The organism is Psychrobacillus sp. NPDC096389 (assembly GCF_044762855.1).
Classification (GTDB): Bacteria; Bacillota; Bacilli; order Bacillales_A; family Planococcaceae; genus Psychrobacillus.
Genome location: NZ_JBIWFB010000002.1, coordinates 566,212 through 584,216, shown reverse-complemented (window position 1 = coordinate 584,216; position 18,005 = coordinate 566,212). Strand labels below are relative to the sequence as shown.

At 35.7% G+C, this 18,005-nt stretch carries 14 protein-coding genes and 1 pseudogene; 5 read left to right on the top strand and 10 right to left on the bottom strand.

Translation table 11 applies throughout. The annotated features are described in order from the left end of the window. Nucleotides 1-46 precede the first annotated feature (46 nt). The 7 genes from ACIQ38_RS09305 to ACIQ38_RS09275 form a co-directional block, all read right to left on the bottom strand. Nucleotides 47-487 carry a BrxA/BrxB family bacilliredoxin gene (locus ACIQ38_RS09305; protein ID WP_402821314.1) on the bottom strand — a complete coding sequence of 147 codons (441 nt, stop codon included), beginning with the start codon at nucleotides 485-487 and terminating at the stop codon, nucleotides 47-49. 43 nt (nucleotides 488-530) lie between these two features. After that, nucleotides 531-1,622 carry a methylmalonyl Co-A mutase-associated GTPase MeaB gene (meaB, locus tag ACIQ38_RS09300; RefSeq protein WP_402821311.1) on the bottom strand — a complete coding sequence of 364 codons (1,092 nt, stop codon included), beginning with the start codon at nucleotides 1,620-1,622 and terminating at the stop codon, nucleotides 531-533. Beyond that, nucleotides 1,622-3,778, bottom strand: a complete 2,157-nt coding sequence (scpA, locus tag ACIQ38_RS09295) for a methylmalonyl-CoA mutase (RefSeq protein ID WP_402821308.1) — start codon at nucleotides 3,776-3,778, stop codon at nucleotides 1,622-1,624. The genes meaB and scpA overlap by 1 nt, the downstream gene beginning before the upstream one ends. Further along, complete coding sequence (locus ACIQ38_RS09290; RefSeq protein ID WP_402821305.1) at nucleotides 3,765-5,414, bottom strand: methylmalonyl-CoA mutase family protein; 1,650 nt, start codon at nucleotides 5,412-5,414, stop codon at nucleotides 3,765-3,767. Before ACIQ38_RS09290 ends, scpA begins: the two co-directional genes overlap by 14 nt. Nucleotides 5,415-5,561: 147 nt before the next feature. Beyond that, nucleotides 5,562-6,686: a Ger(x)C family spore germination protein gene (locus ACIQ38_RS09285; RefSeq protein WP_402821302.1), complete on the bottom strand. Its 1,125-nt coding sequence runs from the start codon at nucleotides 6,684-6,686 to the stop codon at nucleotides 5,562-5,564. Next, nucleotides 6,683-7,777, bottom strand: a complete 1,095-nt coding sequence (locus ACIQ38_RS09280) for a GerAB/ArcD/ProY family transporter (RefSeq protein ID WP_402821299.1) — start codon at nucleotides 7,775-7,777, stop codon at nucleotides 6,683-6,685. Before ACIQ38_RS09280 ends, ACIQ38_RS09285 begins: the two co-directional genes overlap by 4 nt. Continuing rightward, nucleotides 7,774-9,138 (bottom strand): spore germination protein, encoded by a 1,365-nt coding sequence (locus ACIQ38_RS09275; RefSeq protein ID WP_402821296.1) that lies wholly within the window; start codon nucleotides 9,136-9,138, stop codon nucleotides 7,774-7,776. The genes ACIQ38_RS09280 and ACIQ38_RS09275 overlap by 4 nt, the downstream gene beginning before the upstream one ends. 111 nt (nucleotides 9,139-9,249) lie before the next feature. Between ACIQ38_RS09275 and ACIQ38_RS09270 the strand changes: the two genes are divergently transcribed. Next, a complete protein-coding gene (locus ACIQ38_RS09270; protein WP_402821294.1) occupies nucleotides 9,250-9,942 on the top strand; it encodes a ZIP family metal transporter in 693 nt (230 codons plus the stop codon). A gap of 218 nt (nucleotides 9,943-10,160) precedes the next feature. On the opposite strand, the gene ACIQ38_RS09265 is transcribed toward ACIQ38_RS09270, so the two are convergent. Next, nucleotides 10,161-11,381, bottom strand: a complete 1,221-nt coding sequence (locus tag ACIQ38_RS09265; protein ID WP_402821291.1) for an MDR family MFS transporter — start codon at nucleotides 11,379-11,381, stop codon at nucleotides 10,161-10,163. A 100-nt stretch (nucleotides 11,382-11,481) separates the two neighbouring features. On the opposite strand from ACIQ38_RS09265, the gene ACIQ38_RS09260 reads away from it, so the two are divergent. Continuing rightward, complete coding sequence (locus ACIQ38_RS09260) at nucleotides 11,482-13,131, top strand: ABC transporter substrate-binding protein (RefSeq protein ID WP_402821288.1); 1,650 nt, start codon at nucleotides 11,482-11,484, stop codon at nucleotides 13,129-13,131. Nucleotides 13,132-13,271: 140 nt separating this feature from the next. Here ACIQ38_RS09260 and ACIQ38_RS09255 read toward each other — a convergent pair whose 3' ends face one another. Both ACIQ38_RS09255 and ACIQ38_RS09250 read right to left on the bottom strand, forming a co-directional pair. Further along, the gene (locus tag ACIQ38_RS09255; RefSeq protein WP_402821285.1) at nucleotides 13,272-14,189 is read right to left on the bottom strand and encodes a serine hydrolase domain-containing protein; all 918 of its coding nucleotides are present in this window, start codon (nucleotides 14,187-14,189) and stop codon (nucleotides 13,272-13,274) included. Nucleotides 14,190-14,433: 244 nt separating this feature from the next. After that, nucleotides 14,434-15,252: pseudogene (locus ACIQ38_RS09250) on the bottom strand (alpha/beta fold hydrolase). A 227-nt stretch (nucleotides 15,253-15,479) separates the two neighbouring features. Between ACIQ38_RS09250 and ACIQ38_RS09245 the strand changes: the two are divergent. The 3 genes from ACIQ38_RS09245 (at nucleotide 15,480) to ACIQ38_RS09235 (ending at nucleotide 17,944) form a co-directional block, all read left to right on the top strand. Next, the gene (locus ACIQ38_RS09245) at nucleotides 15,480-16,100 is read left to right on the top strand and encodes a hypothetical protein (RefSeq protein WP_402821282.1); all 621 of its coding nucleotides are present in this window, start codon (nucleotides 15,480-15,482) and stop codon (nucleotides 16,098-16,100) included. A gap of 504 nt (nucleotides 16,101-16,604) precedes the next feature. Further along, a complete protein-coding gene (locus ACIQ38_RS09240) occupies nucleotides 16,605-17,195 on the top strand; it encodes a hypothetical protein (protein ID WP_402821279.1) in 591 nt (196 codons plus the stop codon). A 326-nt stretch (nucleotides 17,196-17,521) separates the two neighbouring features. After that, the gene (locus tag ACIQ38_RS09235) at nucleotides 17,522-17,944 is read left to right on the top strand and encodes a hypothetical protein (RefSeq protein ID WP_402821276.1); all 423 of its coding nucleotides are present in this window, start codon (nucleotides 17,522-17,524) and stop codon (nucleotides 17,942-17,944) included. Nucleotides 17,945-18,005 lie beyond the last annotated feature (61 nt).

Here is an 18,005-nt window from a genome sequence, read left to right as displayed (position 1 = left end):
AAAACAGCGAAGCATATGTATATGCCTTCGCTGTTTTATATTTGTATTAAACTTCTTCACAATGTTCTTCAAATAATCCTTGAAGATGCGTGATAACGGACGTTGGAGCGTGTCCTTCGATTTCATGACGACCGATTTCAGCGACTGTTTGACCATCTTTTAATAATACAAAAGAAGGAGAAGATGGTAAATGGTCATCTCCAAAAATATTACGTGCTTGTTGTGTTGCTAATTTATCTTGTCCAGCAAATACTGTTACAAGATGATCTGGACGTTTATCGTAATGCACTGCGTTAGCTGCTGCTGGACGAGCGATTCCGCCTGCACACCCACAAACAGAGTTTACCATTACTAGTGTAGTACCTGGACGAGATAAAGCGGCATCTACTTCTTCTGGAGTAGTTAATTGTTCGTAACCGCTTGTCTCCATTTCTCCTCTAGCTTGCATTACCATATCATTCATCAATAAATTAAAATCCATATTCATTGTTCAACACTCCTTTTCAAACTAGATTCATTTTAGCAGATTACTATTTAGAATTCGAGGAAAATAACTCATCAACTGCCTGTGAAACAGTGATTTGTTCACCTCTTACTAATTGCTCTAAATCCTTCATCGATTGTTTCTTTTCACTAGAAGAGAAAAAGTCATCATATAAGCGGTCAATGATCATCGTTTTATACCAATCAACCGTCTGCCCTTTTCTCCTCTGTACCCAAACGCCATTTTCTTGCATACTTTTTTGGAAAGTCACGATTGTGTTCCACACGACATCGAGTCCTTTTTTGTATAGCGATGAGACTGCCAAAGCTGGTGTTATCCAGTTAGGAGTAGAAGGTGCTAAAAAGTGAAGAATTTGTTTATATTCTGCCACTGTCTTTTTAGCAAGCTTTTCATTCGTCCCATCTGCTTTATTCACCACAATCGCATCGGCAAGTTCCATAATTCCTTTTTTCATTCCTTGTAATTCGTCCCCGGCCCCAGTTAGTGCTAAAAGCAAGAAGAAATCAACCATTCCCCTAACAATTGTTTCACTTTGTCCTACGCCGACAGTTTCCACTAAAATGACATCGTATCCAGCCGCTTCACATAAAAGCATCGTTTCACGAGATTTTTTGTGAACACCACCAAGCGTACCTGCAGAAGGAGATGGTCTAATAAATGCGTTTGAGTTCTTTGCTAGCTCTTCCATCCGCGTTTTATCCCCAAGAATACTGCCACCAGTTAAAGACGAACTAGGATCAATCGCAAGTACCGCTACTTTATAGCCTTGGTCACAGAGCATTTTTCCAAATGCTTCGATAAATGTACTTTTCCCAGCTCCTGGGACACCAGTAATTCCAATCCGAATACTGTTACCTGTGTGTGGCAGAAGTTGTTTTAATAACTGCTGCCCAATTGCTTGCTGATCACTTACAGTACTTTCAATAAAGGTAATCGCTTTTGCTAAGTGTAATCTAGAGCCGCTACGGATTTCACGAATATAATCGTCTTCATCAATAACAAGCGTTTTCTTTTTCGTAAATTTTTTTACAATAGCTTTCCCCATACCATCATGCTGCGATTTAATCCCACTCATGACATGCATCGAAGTTTCCTTATTTTTTCTCGATTCAGCCATTAGCCTTCTACTTCCTCATAACCCAATCGTTTATAAACTTCTTCGATGACTTTTTGAGCTGCAACGGGGATAACTGTACCTGGTCCGAAAATAGCCGAAGCTCCATTTTCACGTAAAAACGCATAATCTTGCGCAGGAATTACTCCACCAACCACAATTAAAATATCTTCTCGACCTAGTTTTTCTAACTCTTCCCGTAAGGCAGGAACGAGCGTCATATGACCTGCCGCTAATGAACTTACCCCGACTACATGGACATCATTTTCTACTGCTTGTTGTGCCGTTTCAGCAGGTGTTTGGAATAAGGGGCTAATATCGACATCGAATCCTAAATCTGCAAATGCGGTTGCAATGACTTTGGCACCTCTGTCATGTCCATCTTGTCCCATTTTGGCGATAAGAATACGAGGGCGTCTTCCTTCATTGTCACGAAAATCTTCCGCCATTTGTTTGACTGCTTCTATTTCTTCTGCATCAGAAAAGTTTGCACTGTATACTCCGCTCACCGAACGAATCACCGCCTTATGTCTTCCAGCAACATATTCAATGGCATCGGAAATTTCTCCGATCGTTGCACGTTTTCTAGCAGCATCTACCGCAGCAGCTAGTAGGTTTACTTCTCCTGTTTTGGCTGCGTCAGTTAATGCCAGAAGTGCTTCTTGTACTGCTTCTTCATCACGATTTGCTTTTACTTCTGCTAATCGTTCCATTTGTTTTTGGCGGACTACTGTATTATCGATATTCAAAATATCAATAGCATCTTCTTGTTCTAAACGATATTTATTGACCCCGATAATGATTTCTTTGGAAGAGTCAATTTGTGCTTGTTTTTTCGCAGCTGCTTCTTCAATTTTCATCTTCGGCAGTCCAGTTTCGATTGCTTTAGCCATGCCGCCAAGCTCTTCGATTTCTTCGATTAGTGCCCAAGCTTTTTCCATCAGTTCGTTTGTCAGTGTTTCCACATAATACGAACCGCCCCATGGATCAATTACTTTTGTCATATTTGTTTCTTCTTGCAAAAATAGCTGCGTATTTCGTGCAATTCGAGCAGAAAAGTCCGTTGGAAGTGCGATTGCTTCATCTAGGGCATTCGTATGAAGTGATTGTGTATGACCCATTGCAGCGGCGTTTGCTTCTACTAAAGTTCTCGTTACGTTATTAAATGGATCTTGCTCCGTTAAACTCCAACCGGATGTTTGCGAATGCGTACGTAGCGCCAATGTTTTTGGATTTTTTGGGTCAAAACTAGCCATCATTTGTGCCCAAATTCTACGCGCAGCGCGCATTTTTGCTACTTCCATAAAATAGTTCATACCGATTGCCCAGAAGAATGATAGTCTCGGTGCAAATGAATCTATTTCAATGCCTGCTTTCAAACCTGTTCGTACATATTCCAGACCGTCCGCTAATGTATAGGCAAGCTCAATATCCGCTGTAGCTCCCGCTTCTTGCATATGATAACCAGAAATTGAAATGGAGTTGAACTTCGGCATATACTTTGCAGTGTATGCAAAAATATCGGCAATTATTTTCATCGACATATCCGGTGTGTAAATATACGTATTTCGAACCATATATTCTTTTAAAATATCATTTTGAATGGTTCCTGCAAGCTGCTCTGGAGTTACGCCTTGCTCTTCTGCAGTCACAATATAAAAGGCTAAAATCGGTAAAACAGCACCATTCATCGTCATGGAAACAGACATTTGGTCAAGTGGAATACCACTAAAAAGAATTTTCATATCTTCTACCGAATCGATGGCAACTCCCGCTTTTCCAACGTCCCCTGTCACTCGTTCGTGATCGGAATCGTAACCTCGATGAGTAGGTAAGTCGAATGCTACCGATAAACCTTTTTGTCCCATTGCTAAGTTTCTTCTATAGAAAGCATTACTTTCTTCCGCAGTGGAAAATCCTGCATATTGGCGTACTGTCCATGGTTTTGCTACATACATCGTTGGATATGGTCCACGTGTATTTGGTGCGATTCCTGGTAAATCGTTTAAATGTTGCACCTTGCTTCGGTCAGATTCTTCATATACTTTTTTTAGCTCGATTCCTTCATTTGTTAAAAAGGAATCTGCTTGTTGTTGACTATTCGTTGATTTTTCTATTAGATTTTCAATAGAAACAGCTGAATAATTAGGCGTTGACATTGGAATCCTCCTTTTGCGCAAGTGCTAACAATTGTTGTCCCTTTTCAAGTAGTGATTGTCCAGCATAAATACGTCCAGACAGTCCTGCTTCTAACCAGTCTTCATACTCCTCGAATTTGCCTGCTACATCCATTGGAACTGTCAATCGCTCATTCAATAATGCAGGAACTAAACCTGCTGTTTGCTCATCATTTCCTACAAAAATGACATAGTCAATTCCTTGTTCATTAATCCATTTTAGTAAATCGAACGGTTTCAAGTTTTCTGGTGCAATAACTGGAGAAATCCCTAATGCGATTAAATAACCACTAACGAAATCCATACGGGCTTTATATTCTTTTAATAAACCATATGGAATAATAGCTGTATTCAAAGGACTTTGTTGAAATGCTTGTCGTAGCTGTTCGAATGGCTCGGCAAGACGTTTATAATCAACTTGGTTAATAACCTTAGGTAATACATCAGTTGGATTTGCATAAACATTCGTTCCGATAAGCGATTTTTTACGAGTAGAAAGTGCTGCAAGTTGCTGCTCCCACTTTTCATTTGTACGTGCTAAAAGCTTTGCTTCTCTCTCTTCTATCGTTTCTTCTTTCATGAGTTCTAAAAAATATGTCCAGGCTTTTTCTACTAGTTCCTTCGTTAAACTCTCCACATAGTAAGATCCACCAGCCGCATCGATCACTCGCTGAATATGGGTTTCTTCTTTTAACACGAGCTGCATATTACGCGCAATCCGCTTCGATGTTGGACTAACTCCTGTTAAATAATCATGTGGGTAAGTCGTCACGCTATCTGCTCCACCAAGTACTGCAGCAAGCGCACTATTTCCTGCGCGAAGAATATTAACATGTGCATCTAAAACGGAAAATGAACGCAAAGAAGTTTCTGCGTGCACAGGAATTGCTTCTATATGCGGATGTCCAAACCCTTCACCAAAAGCTTGCCAAAGGACACGGAAAGCGCGGATTTTCGCTATTTCCATAAAGAAATTCGTATCTACCGAGAACTGAACAAATGCTTTTGAAACAAGTTCCCCTAAGCTTGTTTCACGAGCAATTGTATCTGCTTGTACAAGAATGCTCGCCAGTTCACTAACAGCGTCTCCTCCTGCTTGATGACTGCTCGATCCATTTAAAAAGTACGTTCTTGCATGTAATATAGCAGCATTTTTTGCTCCCTTCACTAAACCTTTTAGTTCCGTAAAGCGGTCTAAAAAAGATGGATTGTTCGTTACGTCTATAATAGACTTATGTTCTGCTAATAGTACTTTCCATTCTTCTATTTGCTCTTCATTCCATATATGTTCTTTTTCCACTTTAAAGTGAATGACATTATTCCCTTTACCAAGTGATTCTTTTATATCTTTTAAAACTTCCTCGCTTGTAGCACCTTCCGCAAGTTGAGCAATGGACCATTCCGAAGAATTTTTGGCTTGTCGCACAATGCCCGTTTGTGAAGTAGGTATATATGCTGCATCAGTTAATGAATAAAGCGGTTTCAAAATGATTTCCTCTAATGTTTTTGTAGAAAGAGAGTCTAGTGTCTTCCCTTTGAGTGATTTAAGTGCTACTTGTTCCCAATCATCCAATGTTGCTTTATTAAATGTTGTTTGTTTCATTTTATCTATTGTCATATGAACGCTCTCGCTTCCCCCCTATGTAAATAAAACTAACTTAATTATATATTAACGGACTATGATTACATTAGAAAGGGAAACTTCCTAATAAGTCTGAAGAAACGAAAAATCCCCTTACTTCATCGAAAGAGGATTTGTCATTTTTTATTCAATTGCTCCCGTACCCTTGAGTTCTACTTTTACGCTCACGTCAATCGGTAAATTAGGATATACTTTCTCCCATTCAGAAACCGTGTTTTTATTATAGAGCACCATCGTTCGATATCTTAATCCAAAACCAATCGGATCAAAATTTTCTTCTTGAACTTTAGTAAGAAAATCTTTAATCTTTTTTTCCACTGTCTCTGCTGCTATTTGATCATACTCGTTTAATTTTGTTAAAGATAGGTTTTTGTTGGATTGACCAATTATACCAACCATTTTTACTTTCATCTTGATAGAAGTAGGCTTGCCATCGTCCATCATAACTTTAAAGTGGACATCAGTTCTTTCCATATTAATGACTATGGTTAGATCCCCTTTTTCAGCCTTATAGCTGAATCCGCTCATTCCATTTATTATCGTATTATAATACTTGGATTGCTCTGAAGATAATTCGAACGGTTTTGATTCTTCTTTCACAACTAACGATTTGTTAACGATTAACTCTTTCTTGTCTTCTGATGCCTCTACAAGCGGTAATACTGCATCCACTCCATCGGATAACATATCCCTTCTAAATTCATAAAGGAAAGTAGAGGTAATAAAAGGACTATCCGCCCCACTGCTACCAAAAAAGTTCACAAGCGTAGATGATACTGCGGACTCTGCAGCCGGCTCTATCCTTAATATAGACTCTGCAGAAGATTTAGCTGCTGCAACCCAAGCTATTAACTGAATATCGCTACGTCTTATAAAGTAGTCCATAAAATCCTTCACATTATCATGTAATAGATCCTCGTTAATAACGATAATTTTGGCATGTCCGAATTCTAGTATTTTATCTGTATGAGTTTCTAAAATGCGAATTGCTTCAGCAAGCGTTTCCCCTTCATGAACTAAATATTCATAATTAGGTCCGGTGGAAGATTTTATAGAAGCGACTGGTAATGATAATTTTAATGTTACTTTGTATCCCCCTTCTTCCTTTTCCGATGGATCTACACCGATACCCGTTACGAAAACTCGCTTATCAATATCTTTAAAGCCACAACCAGCTAAAAGAAATACACAAGAAAAGGAAATAGCGATCAAAATAATTACTTTATAACTTTTGAATCGGCGCTTCATAATTTTGCTCTCCTTTTCACAATTACTAAGGAAATGATTAATATTGCAAAAAAAATCGGCAGTGACCCATAAAAGTAATTGGAGAGTTCAAACAATTGATACTGTGTTAATTTTCTCGTTAAAATTAAAGAGATTATGCCAAATATAATTACGAAAATATAAGGAGCCAACAATTTTCCTTTCCATTTCAAGCGCTTAAATTCGAATATGCTCCCCAACATTTTTAAGGCAACATGCCAATGGAGTAATAAACTTACAAATGCGATTCCTAGAAAAGATAGAATAAAAATAAAAATAACCCGTTCTATTAAACCGTATTTCATACGAATAGAGTCGCTCGTCGATATCCATGGAAAAGTAAGTTCAGCAATCTGCTCCACCCCGTTATACCCAATTGGCACAAAAAAAGTAGTAAACAAAACTCCGGCTCCAGAAAGCCCAATAATTAGAACTTGTTTCCACCCCATTTTATGCTTTTTCGTAAAAAGTTCATTAAAAATGACCAAATCAGCAACCCCTGTAAAAATAAAAAGAGATGCGCCAAATGCCCAATAAGATGGGACGTGATTCACATGCATCATAGAAATCTTAATAAAATCCCAGTCTAGTTTCGGATTCACATAAAATTTTATTAATAAAAAGATTATTAGAGGAACAAATAGCACTAGTACAATTTCTGCCATGTATAACATACTCCTGGATTTCATCAATATTCCAAATGAAATAACAGCGAGAAAGGCAAATGTTGTAATTACAATAGATGTTTCTGGCGAAAAAAAAGTAATAAATAAAAAAACATAGGTAATAAGCGTAATCAGTCCTGCAATGAACCAATATAAAAACAGGTAAAAAAGCACTGGGTAAGCAAACCATTTTGGTGTGTGTGTCTTCAACATGTCGGGCAAATTTTTAGCCGGAAAAGCATTGAATAATTTAACAAGAATATACACTAGTGTTGTTCCAATAATAACAGCCGCAAACATAGAAGGAATTGCCCCAGTTTTACTTTCAAATAAAAGTATTTTAGGCACGGAGGCAATGATATTGGAAATCATCGTAAGAAACATTAAATAATAAACAAAACGACTCATTCACTTTTCACTCCCTTTTCACTCCTTCTACTTTTCCAATACATTTTCAAATAAGGTTCTCCAAAACTTTCTTTATTGATCAAGAACATGAGTATTCCTAAAAAGCCAAGTATAAATCCGACTGTTCCAAAAAATGTCGTAAAAGCGAGGAGAAGATATCTACAAAATCGGATCGAAAAACTCATCTCATTGATAGGAATGACAAAACTAGAGATAGCTACTGCCGACACGATGATGATCATAATATTAGAGGTCAGTGCTGCCTCTGTTGCAGCTGTTCCCAATATTAAACCACCAACAGTAGTGGCCGTAGCACTGATTGCTTTAGGCAGCCTAATACTCGCTTCCGTTAAAAGCTCCATAAATACGAGCATGAACAATACTTCAATAAACGATGGATAAGGCACTCCAATCCTACTACCAGCGACCGTTAAAGCCAACTCCGTTCGAAAAATGTCCGGATTATAAGAAGTGATGGCAACATATAAAGCCGGTAATATTAAACAAGTAACAAGCCCAAAATATCGAAGTACGAGCGTGAACGAGGTAATCCAAAATAAATGATAGTTATCTTCCATAGATACCATAAAATCAAAAAAGACGACTGGCGCGATTAATGCATGGGGGCTTCCATCAATCATCAATATAACTTTACCAGCATCTAAGTTATAGCAAATACGGTCAGGTCGCTCGGTTAACATTAATGTAGGAAATAGCGTAAGTCTCCTCCCATTCAAGTAAAGTTGAAGCTCTCCTGCTGATTGAATAAGTGTTGAATCTAATTCTTTCAGTCTCTTTCGAATCGCCTTTAAAATGGCTGGCTTGACAGTTTGGTCATCATAAATAATAGCTATATCATTATGTGTTTTATCATTTAATTGTAAGATTTCAATCATAAGTGATGGCTCATTGTAACGATGTCGTATAATATTCAAATTGGTAAGAATATCCTCGCTTAAAGCTAGTTGGGGTCCATATACAGTCGGCTCCATAATCGTCTCTTGGACGGAACTGCTGTTTACTTTCTTCACATCTATAAGAAAAAATTCATGTTGAACCGCTATTAATACATTTCCTCTTGTAAGTTCGAGTAAAATTTCTTCCTCTGATTTGATTTCTATAATATCAGGCGATGATTGAATATAAGCCCCGTAATGTTGGGCAGATTTCATCTCGAAAAATGGCTTAATAATAACGTTTTGTAACTTATCCCCATCTACGACCGTTTTTAAATAGAGGAGAAACGCCTTTTCCTCTTCTAGTTGTAAAGGAATTAGCATAACATCAAAAGAAGGATTCATCTGTTCCTTAAGTTTATCCATCAACATAGGAGCAATTGGTTTCTCTTTTAAATCCGACATACATAAACCTCCAGTAAAGAGAATCTTCAATATGCATAGCTTAACCGAATGGATACCATTCAATTCTACTGGCTAGAAATTTTATTTTTTTATATAGGAGAATGATAACAGTTGAGTACTTTAGTTCTTGGGGGACTTCTATTTTTAAGTGTCAATTTAGGGGCAGGAATCGCTTGGCTTGTCGCTAAACTATTTGGTAAATCTAATGAAGGTTTAGCATTATTATGTGGAGGATTCTTAGTAGGTCTACTTGTATTAGATATTATTCCATCAGCAATCCAAACATATAAATCAACTGGCATCTCTATAGGTATTTTGATTGGATTTTTGTTTCTAATTTTTGTGAACAAATTTCTATTTTCATCTGAACAACATAGCTCCTCTGTCTATTTGCTAATAATTGCCCTTTTCATCCATACGATTCCTTTAAGTTTAACTATCGGAAACTTACTAGGGAATTCTTCTTTTGTTCTCACCATTTCAACTTCTACCATTTTGCACCATATTCCCGAAGGATTTGCGCTTACTTCTATATTTCTGGCACAAGGACAGAAAATAATAGGCTTATTTCTTTCTTTCATTGCTTTATCCGTATGCTTTTGTCTATTTATTTGGATTGGTCATCATATTTCCCTCGGTATCAGGGCACAAAGTATATTATTAGGCATTTCTATTGGACTGATCGCTCTTACAAGTCTAAAAGAATTCATTTTGCATAATATCCGCAAAGTATCACTTATGGAATCTGCAATATTTGTACTGACAGGTTATCTTTTCAGCGTTGTGTTTCATGTGATGTTCTGACTAATGGCTAAGAGCGAACAAATCGTATATGTAAGCAATCAAAGCGATTACGAGAGCAACCAATTTACTATACAAAGCAACTAAATCAACAAACGGCAGAAGAAATGGATGAAATTTCTTCTGCCGTTTTGTTATGGATGTAATGCGTGATATTTCTTTCAGTATGTGCAACTGCTCAGCTCATACGCGCTACATTTTTAATCTTTTTACGCAGTATGCTACTCCTTTCTATTGATAAAAAATCCAGTGTATACTAGGGAAATTCCGATCATCAATAAAATCCCTATATATACAGACATCATCGTAGGTATTAAAAATGCCCCCAATATAATAGTGGATCGCGCAATTAACTCAGCACCGCTAAAGGAAAAATTAGAGAACGCAGAATATGAGCCTCGTTTATCCGCTGGAATCATATTCGCCTGCTCCGCATTTCGCACTGGAGAATAAATGAGTTCACCTATGGTTGCAACAAAATTAAACAAAATCAATATGTACCATGTGTTAGCAGAAGTGATTGTAATATACCCAATGCTGTAGATGATCAAGCCGCTTAATAAAACTTTTTTCTTGCTGAAGCGATCAGTAAATCTATTTATCAAAAATGTAAAGCATACAACGAGTAGCATATTCTCGATATTAAGAACACTTAACATACGAACACCCGCAACCTGAAAATCCCCTAAATGGATGGTTTTAAATGTTTCTGCCAAACGAACACCAATATAACTATTCAGTGTAAACTCTGCTGCAAAGATAAACATAGACCCTATCACTACTTTGACAAATGGTCGATCCTGAAATGCCACTTTGTAATTTTGAATTAAATCAAGGAAAACATTATTATGTCGCTTCTCAAAACGTTGTGTATGTTCATCAACCAACCAAATTTTATAAGCGATTGGTAAACAAACCGAAGTAAATGAAAGGACCGCAAATAGCTCAATTTGATGATTAATGTACAACAAGCCACCCAGTGCAGCACCGATAGCCATCGATAAATTCACGAGCCAATAATCGACCGCGTACACTTCTTTCCGATTTTCTGGTGTAGTGGAATCGATAATAATCGCATGCATTGCTGGTCTTCCAAGGCTACTTGTAACAATATAAGCTACATAAGCTACGGCAAAAAGCCAAATAATATTCTCTTTTGGGAATAAACTGATTGTCATCATGAAAAACATCATGGCACTTAAAAATGAAGTAAGAACCAATACTCTTTTCCGTGGAAAGCGATCAGAAATATACCCCCCAATTAGATTAACAAAAAAACTAATAAAGACGGTACATATTAAAAAGGTACCTGCCCAAACTTTGCTCATTTCCTGTGCAAAAAATAACGCCATGAATGGCATTACAGCCGAGGAAACTGCACGATTAAAAAAGGATGTAATTAAACGAACTTTAATATTTTGCGGATAGTTTTTCAAAGACATATTGCAGGCCTCCTCTGTCTTATGTATATTAAACTAGACTTAGAGAATGAAAAATGGACACTTTTATAATAAATGTCCACTTTTGTAAAAGGAGACCATCATGGATAAATATTTATTGACCTTATGGAGATTTCTCCCTTCAGGAAACGTTAAACAAAACGAAATAGCCGACTTACTTCAATTAAGCCCAAAGCAAACTGCACGATATATTCAAAAATGGTCTACGGAAGGCTGGCTATTATTTTTTTCTGGTCGTGGCAGAGGGAATGTATCCACCCTTACGTGGTTAGAACAAGTGGAAGCCGTTTTAGAAGAGAAGCTTATGAAGATAATTGATGAAAAACCTATAGAAATTAGCAGCAAATATTTACTTTGGGATTGGTCAGCAGATAGTAAATTACGATTGATGCAAAAGTTTCGCTCCAAATTTGGCTATGTCCATAATACAAATGACACACTGATTGTACCGAGAAAAAATCCATTTTTAACGATGCATCCTTTAGAAGCTGCAGATGCACATAGCGCTAATATTGTAGCAACAATCTTTAACCGTTTAGTTTCGGTTGATAAAAATGGAATTATTTCGCCTGAGCTTGCGCATAGTTGGGACATTCAAACGAATAGGATTCGAATTTACTTGAAGAAAGATATTAAGTTTCATGATGGATCTATTTTGACAGCAAATGATGTTATCCATTGTTTCGAGAATCTCCGCAACCATTCTTATTACCAAGACTTGTGGAAGCCAGTAAAAGAATTCGTTGTTGTAGCCCCTTTAATAATAGATGTTTTCTTTTCGAGCGCTTGCAGTTACTTTTTACAATTGCTCGGCTCGATCAATGCAAGTATATATAAAGAGACGAATAATCATTTACACGGAACCGGCAGTTTTTATGTCCAAGAGAATAATGAGCAAAAAACAATTCTAATAGCTTTTAAAGACTATTACGGAGAAAGAGCATTGCTAGACATAGTAGAATTTGTCCAAGTACCAAAAGATTTTGATGTTGTATATCGTTCATCAGCTTTGGAAAAAGATAATCAGACGTTTCCTGTGGAAAGTGATTCAGGTTTTGGTGTCGTGCTGATGAATACATTTAGAAACTCAGCTATTCGAAAAAAGGAAGTACGTGATTATATACACTATGTAATTTTAAAATATCGTCATGAAATCAGCCAGGCAGATGCACGATACTCAGCCAATCATCAAGGTTGCCTAATCGGGCACAGTAAAACTTATACGATACCCGAACTGAAAAGACCCCATTTCTCAGAGCCACTTATTTTAAGAATGATAAATTATACTGAAAATACTACTTTGTGGCTAAAGAATATTTTAGAAAAAGAAGGAATTCCGATTGAGATAAAATGGGTTTCTTTTAAAGATACAATTATGAAGAACAGTAATAATGAAGAAGTAGATCTTTTTATACATGGGGAAATATTCGAGATGAACCAAAACTTTTCCTATTTCTCCTTTCTACAAAATGGTTATTCTTCTTTGGCTAAAATTATAAAAAGGGACCAAAGTATAAATGATCAATTGGATATGTATGCCCAAACACCTTTTCGGGATTGGACCTCATTAAACTTAAAGATAGAAAAAACACTTATTGAAAATTCAATTATGATTCCCCTATATTATTCAAAACGCCAAATTCCCTTCTCCGCAGATTTGATGAATATTAAGGTGAAACACTTTGGATATGTAGACTTTTCAAAGCTTTGGGTACGACCAGAATTGGAATAAACGTGAAGCAAGCTACAAGCTTTACTATCTAAAAAAATCGTCTTAATATGAGACGATTTTTTAGTATTACAAATCTTAGCCAGTTTTACTAAATATGTGATTAACGAAGTTTGAAGAATTATTGAAGTAAGACAACTTGGTCAGTAATCCTTCAAATTTCTTAGAAATTCTTCGAAAAATAATCTTGGTAATGATTGATTATCGTATTGTAATTGGCTTTTGGCAACTGCTACTATTTTCAACTTAGGAACAACAAAAATATATTGTCCATAAATTCCATTCGCATAAAAATAATCAATCGGGTTTTGTATGTCACTGCTTTTACAAGTCCATAATTGATAACCATATCCGTAAATACCAAATTCTCCAGATCCAACATCTTGTTGTGGAGATTGGGATTTTGTATTCCAACTTGATGAAATTACTTGTTTAGAAGCATACCTTCCATCTTGTAAAAGTAACAAGCCAATTTTCAACATATCTTCAATGGTCAACGACATGCTGAATCCACCACCATGAATCCCCTGTGGATCTTTTACCCATAAATATTTTTTTATTCCTAAAGGAGAGAAAAGATTTTCATCTGCAAATACAGCCGTAGGAACACCTGAAATTTTATGGATTATAGCACTTAGTAGATGCGAATCTCCAGAATTGTACTGAAAGATTTCTCCAGGTTTTTGTATTATTGGCTGCTCTAAAATACATTTCACCCAATTTTTCGCACCTTGAAAGTTTCCTACTTGCAGCCCTGAAGTCATAGTTAGTAAATGTTCAATTGTTATTTCCTTTTTTCTTGAATCATTTGCTTTTACTAATTCCGGAAAATAGTTGTAAATTGGAGTCTGTACATCTTGAATCATGCCTTTATCAACTAGGATACCAATTAATATGGAGATAATGCTCTTCGTAACAGAATAGACTTTAGTAGGCTTTTCTTTAACTTTTTTGTTTTTCAAGTATTCATAAACACATTCATCCTCCTTATGAATGATGAACCCTTCTATTTTCACTTTTTTAATTTTCTTTTCTAGTTTTTTTAATGTTTCCTCATTCATCTTTTCACGTCCAATACAACTAACTTTTATTTCTTTACTCTATTAGTTTTCATTTTCAGAATTAATGCAATTATATTGGGAAATTCACATAAAAACTAGGAAAACAAAGTAAATAATATCAAATATGTATCAGCATGAACTTCCCTATTTCTTATCATTTTTCAAATACTGAAAAGAGGAAGTTTCTGCTTTTCTTAGGCGTATCCAACAAAGAAACTTACTGAAATTTTTCATGAAAAAATCTTCAATATTTAAATTCTTCCACTCTATCTAACCATTCATTAATATGAGCATTAAACAATTTTGATTGTTCAATTTGCAAATTATGTCCAGCTCTGTCTAAAACAGCAAATGTTGCTCTTGTGAAATTATCTAAAACTTCAAAAGCATTTTTATACCCAACAACTGAATCTTGTTTTCCAAGAAGGAATATACTAGGTTTATCGAAGACTACTTCATCTAAACCATAAGAAAACCCGTATCTTTTCTGAACTTTTGCTAAAAACTCGTAATTGGCTATTTTAGAACCCGCCAATACTTCATTAGAATAACGATTCCAGTTATATTCATCTAGAACGACTTGATTTGAGCTGAAATCATTTATCTACTCTTTTGTTAATTTAGTTAGAAGTTCACTATCAGAATATATAATGGAATGGGCGGGAAGCGTTCTATCTTCTTTTTGGGGAATTATCATGGGACAAATAAAAGCGGCACCTAAGACTTGTTCTTTTTGATTGTTAATGATTCCTTGCGCTAGGTAACCACCATATGATTCTCCTGCAATTAGATAAGTTTGATTTGGTATTAATGTTTCAATGAAATTTATTACTGCCTCTAACATGGCTTCTGAATCATTTATTTGATCATAGTCCGTCGTTTTCCCCATTCCCGGCAGGTCAATATATATGCGTCGCCATCCCTCACGTTCTTTAAAAATAGGTTCCATACAAGCACTCATCATTCTATGATCTAGTGAAAATCCATGTATCATGATAATTGGTTTCCCTATTCCTATGTCCTCATAATAAATATTAGCGGTATTGACTTTACAAAATGGCATTTAAATTCCTCCTATATTTTATGGCTATAAACCTTTTTCTTTACTTTAAAAGAATATACGTTCTTATTCAATCTATTTAGTTTACAGCGAAATCAAACCCCTTATTTGCGTTTTGATAGAAAATAGCTTATACAAGTGTGCTTTTCATTTAATATTTTGAAATGGTTGATAGATTACTATATACTGGTATTCATAATACAATGACCGACAACGGGAGTGACGAATAAATGGATATCACAATTACCAGAGCCCTACGCGAATTAAAAACACTCGACGCACGCATTATAAAAAAGATTAATGAAACGACTTTCGCCACATCCAAAAAGCCTAAAGAAAATATTACTGGCTTTAAAACAGTCAATGATTTCGAGAATAAAGCGAAAGAAAATATTCAATCTATACAAGATTTGATGAATCGTAGAAAACAAATTAAAACTGCAATCGTTGAATCAAATGCGAAAACAATTGTAGAGGTTGCCGGAGTAAAGATGACGGTCGCTGATGCAATCGAGCGCAAAAATTTTATAGAAGTCGAAAAAACACTTCTCCGAAAAATGAACAGTGACTATGGTCAAGCTCAAATAAGAGTAGAACAACAAAACGAACTTGCCCAAGATAGACTAGATACACAACTAAATAATATGATTTCCAAAGATGGCAAAACAGACTTAACTGCAGTGGAAGGTTACAAAAAACTGTTTTGGGAATCGGAGGAAACCAAGTTAATTGACCCTGTCAATGTAAATGTAATTGCTTCAAAAATGGCAAAAGATATTGAGACTTTTGAAGACGATGTTGATGTAGCATTAAGCGAGATCAATGCCCGAACATTTATTTCTATTGGCTAACTATTTTACAACTTGCTGTTTTAGCGAAAAAGAAGAAAGTTTCCCCGCGCAGGGTCCGGGTCAAACCCTGCATCCAACTAATCTTAACGAATGGTAAAAAGCTTAAAGCTTAACCTTCAAAGTTAAAAAGTTAGCATTTAACGCTCTTAATTTTGAACGCTCAATATTCAAACTTAAACAGTCTTTCAAATCTCGGGTTATTAGGTGCAAAGGATTTGAAACTTCCTTTCTTCCCCTCCGAGCAGCTATGACAGCACAAAAAGAGTGATCCTTTTGGATCACTCTTTTTGTTTATATATTCTATTTCACTTATATTTTTATTGCCATCACCGTTTTTAGATAACTGAAAAGTAGTTTATGTCAATTGCACATATTTCTTAATTAATTTCTCCATAACTTCACTCCTCCTATATGTCATACCAAATATCACAACACAACAGAAAATATAATTTTGCAACCGTGCATAGAATATAAGACTTGTCCCAGTGAGAAAGGAGATTTACATTGGCAGAAAATTCAAAGGACCCATTTTATCAACAATGGTGGTTCATTATATTAATCATCATTTTAGCAATCGGGATTATTGAAAATGTATTTGATGATAGCGACCACGCTAGAGTGGAAAGAGCAAATGCGATTACATCTGCTTTTCAGGAAGAAGCAGTAAACGAAGAAACAGTAGAAATTAAGCCTGCACCTGATGAAATTGCAGCAAATTTAATCAAAAAAAGATTCGGATCTACAAAGGAAGAAAAAGAAAATAAGCAAGTATCAGCAGAATATGAAAGTGGTGTAGTAGAAGTTATTATAAAGGCAACAAAAGTCTCCACAGCTAAAACACTTAAACGCGCTTCATTGAATACAGCTTTTGATTATATGAAATCAATGAAAGATCACCCGAATGTAACTCAAGCGACATTTATCGTCCAAGCCCCCCTCACCGACCCATTCGGCAATGTGGAAACGGAGGACGTGATGATTATACTAATGAGTAGAGAGACATTAGATAAGATTAACTTTCAACATTTCAAAAAGAGTAATTTTAACACTGTAGCCGATAGTTACTGGGAACACCCTACTTTAACGGGTAAATAAATTTATTTGCATATAGTAAAAATAAAAATAAGACCATCAATTTGTTTTTCATTTGATGGTCGTTTATTTTTGGCGTAAAGGTATTTACGGTTAGGTTATATTGACTGATGTCTCCCCTAAATTTTGCATACCAATTCCATATATAATTCAATAGATGTTTGAATCTCTAATTTGTTTATGTTTTATTTATAAGGTATTCTGAATTTTCATGCTATAATAAATATAAAATATGTGAAGCATTTCTTTTGAACTAGCGTTATAGGTTAATGCTGTATAAAGTTGATTTTTAGCGAAATTCACTTTTAATTAGATGGGAGATAAACCACTTGATTATTAGAAAACTTTTTTCCGGATTATTGGCTGGTTTAATGGTCCTGTTAATTTATTTTCTTTTAGAACAGTCTGGCTTTGTCATTTTAATAGGATCGTATTTATTACCCATACTTTTGATTTATGGAGTACCAGCATCTGTAGTCTCTGATTTCATAACAAAAAAACTAAGTGGATTGCTTAGAGGAATCTTGTCATTAATCATTCATTTATTATTTGCAATTTCCTTTGTCTTAATCCCAAACTTATTCTTAGAATCGGAAAGAGCTATATTATTTTCTGACCTTAGTAGTTTAAATAGCTTAGTTTTTGTAACTGCTTTATTGTCTTCAAGTCTACTATGGTGTATAGATGAGTTGCTTAGGTCTAAAATAGCTAGAGTTATGTGTGAAAAAATTGGAGATTTGAAAATTTATTGAAGTATTATTTTATCGTTCAACGAGTTCTTTAGTTTAACTGGGTTGTTGTTATAAGCAAAAT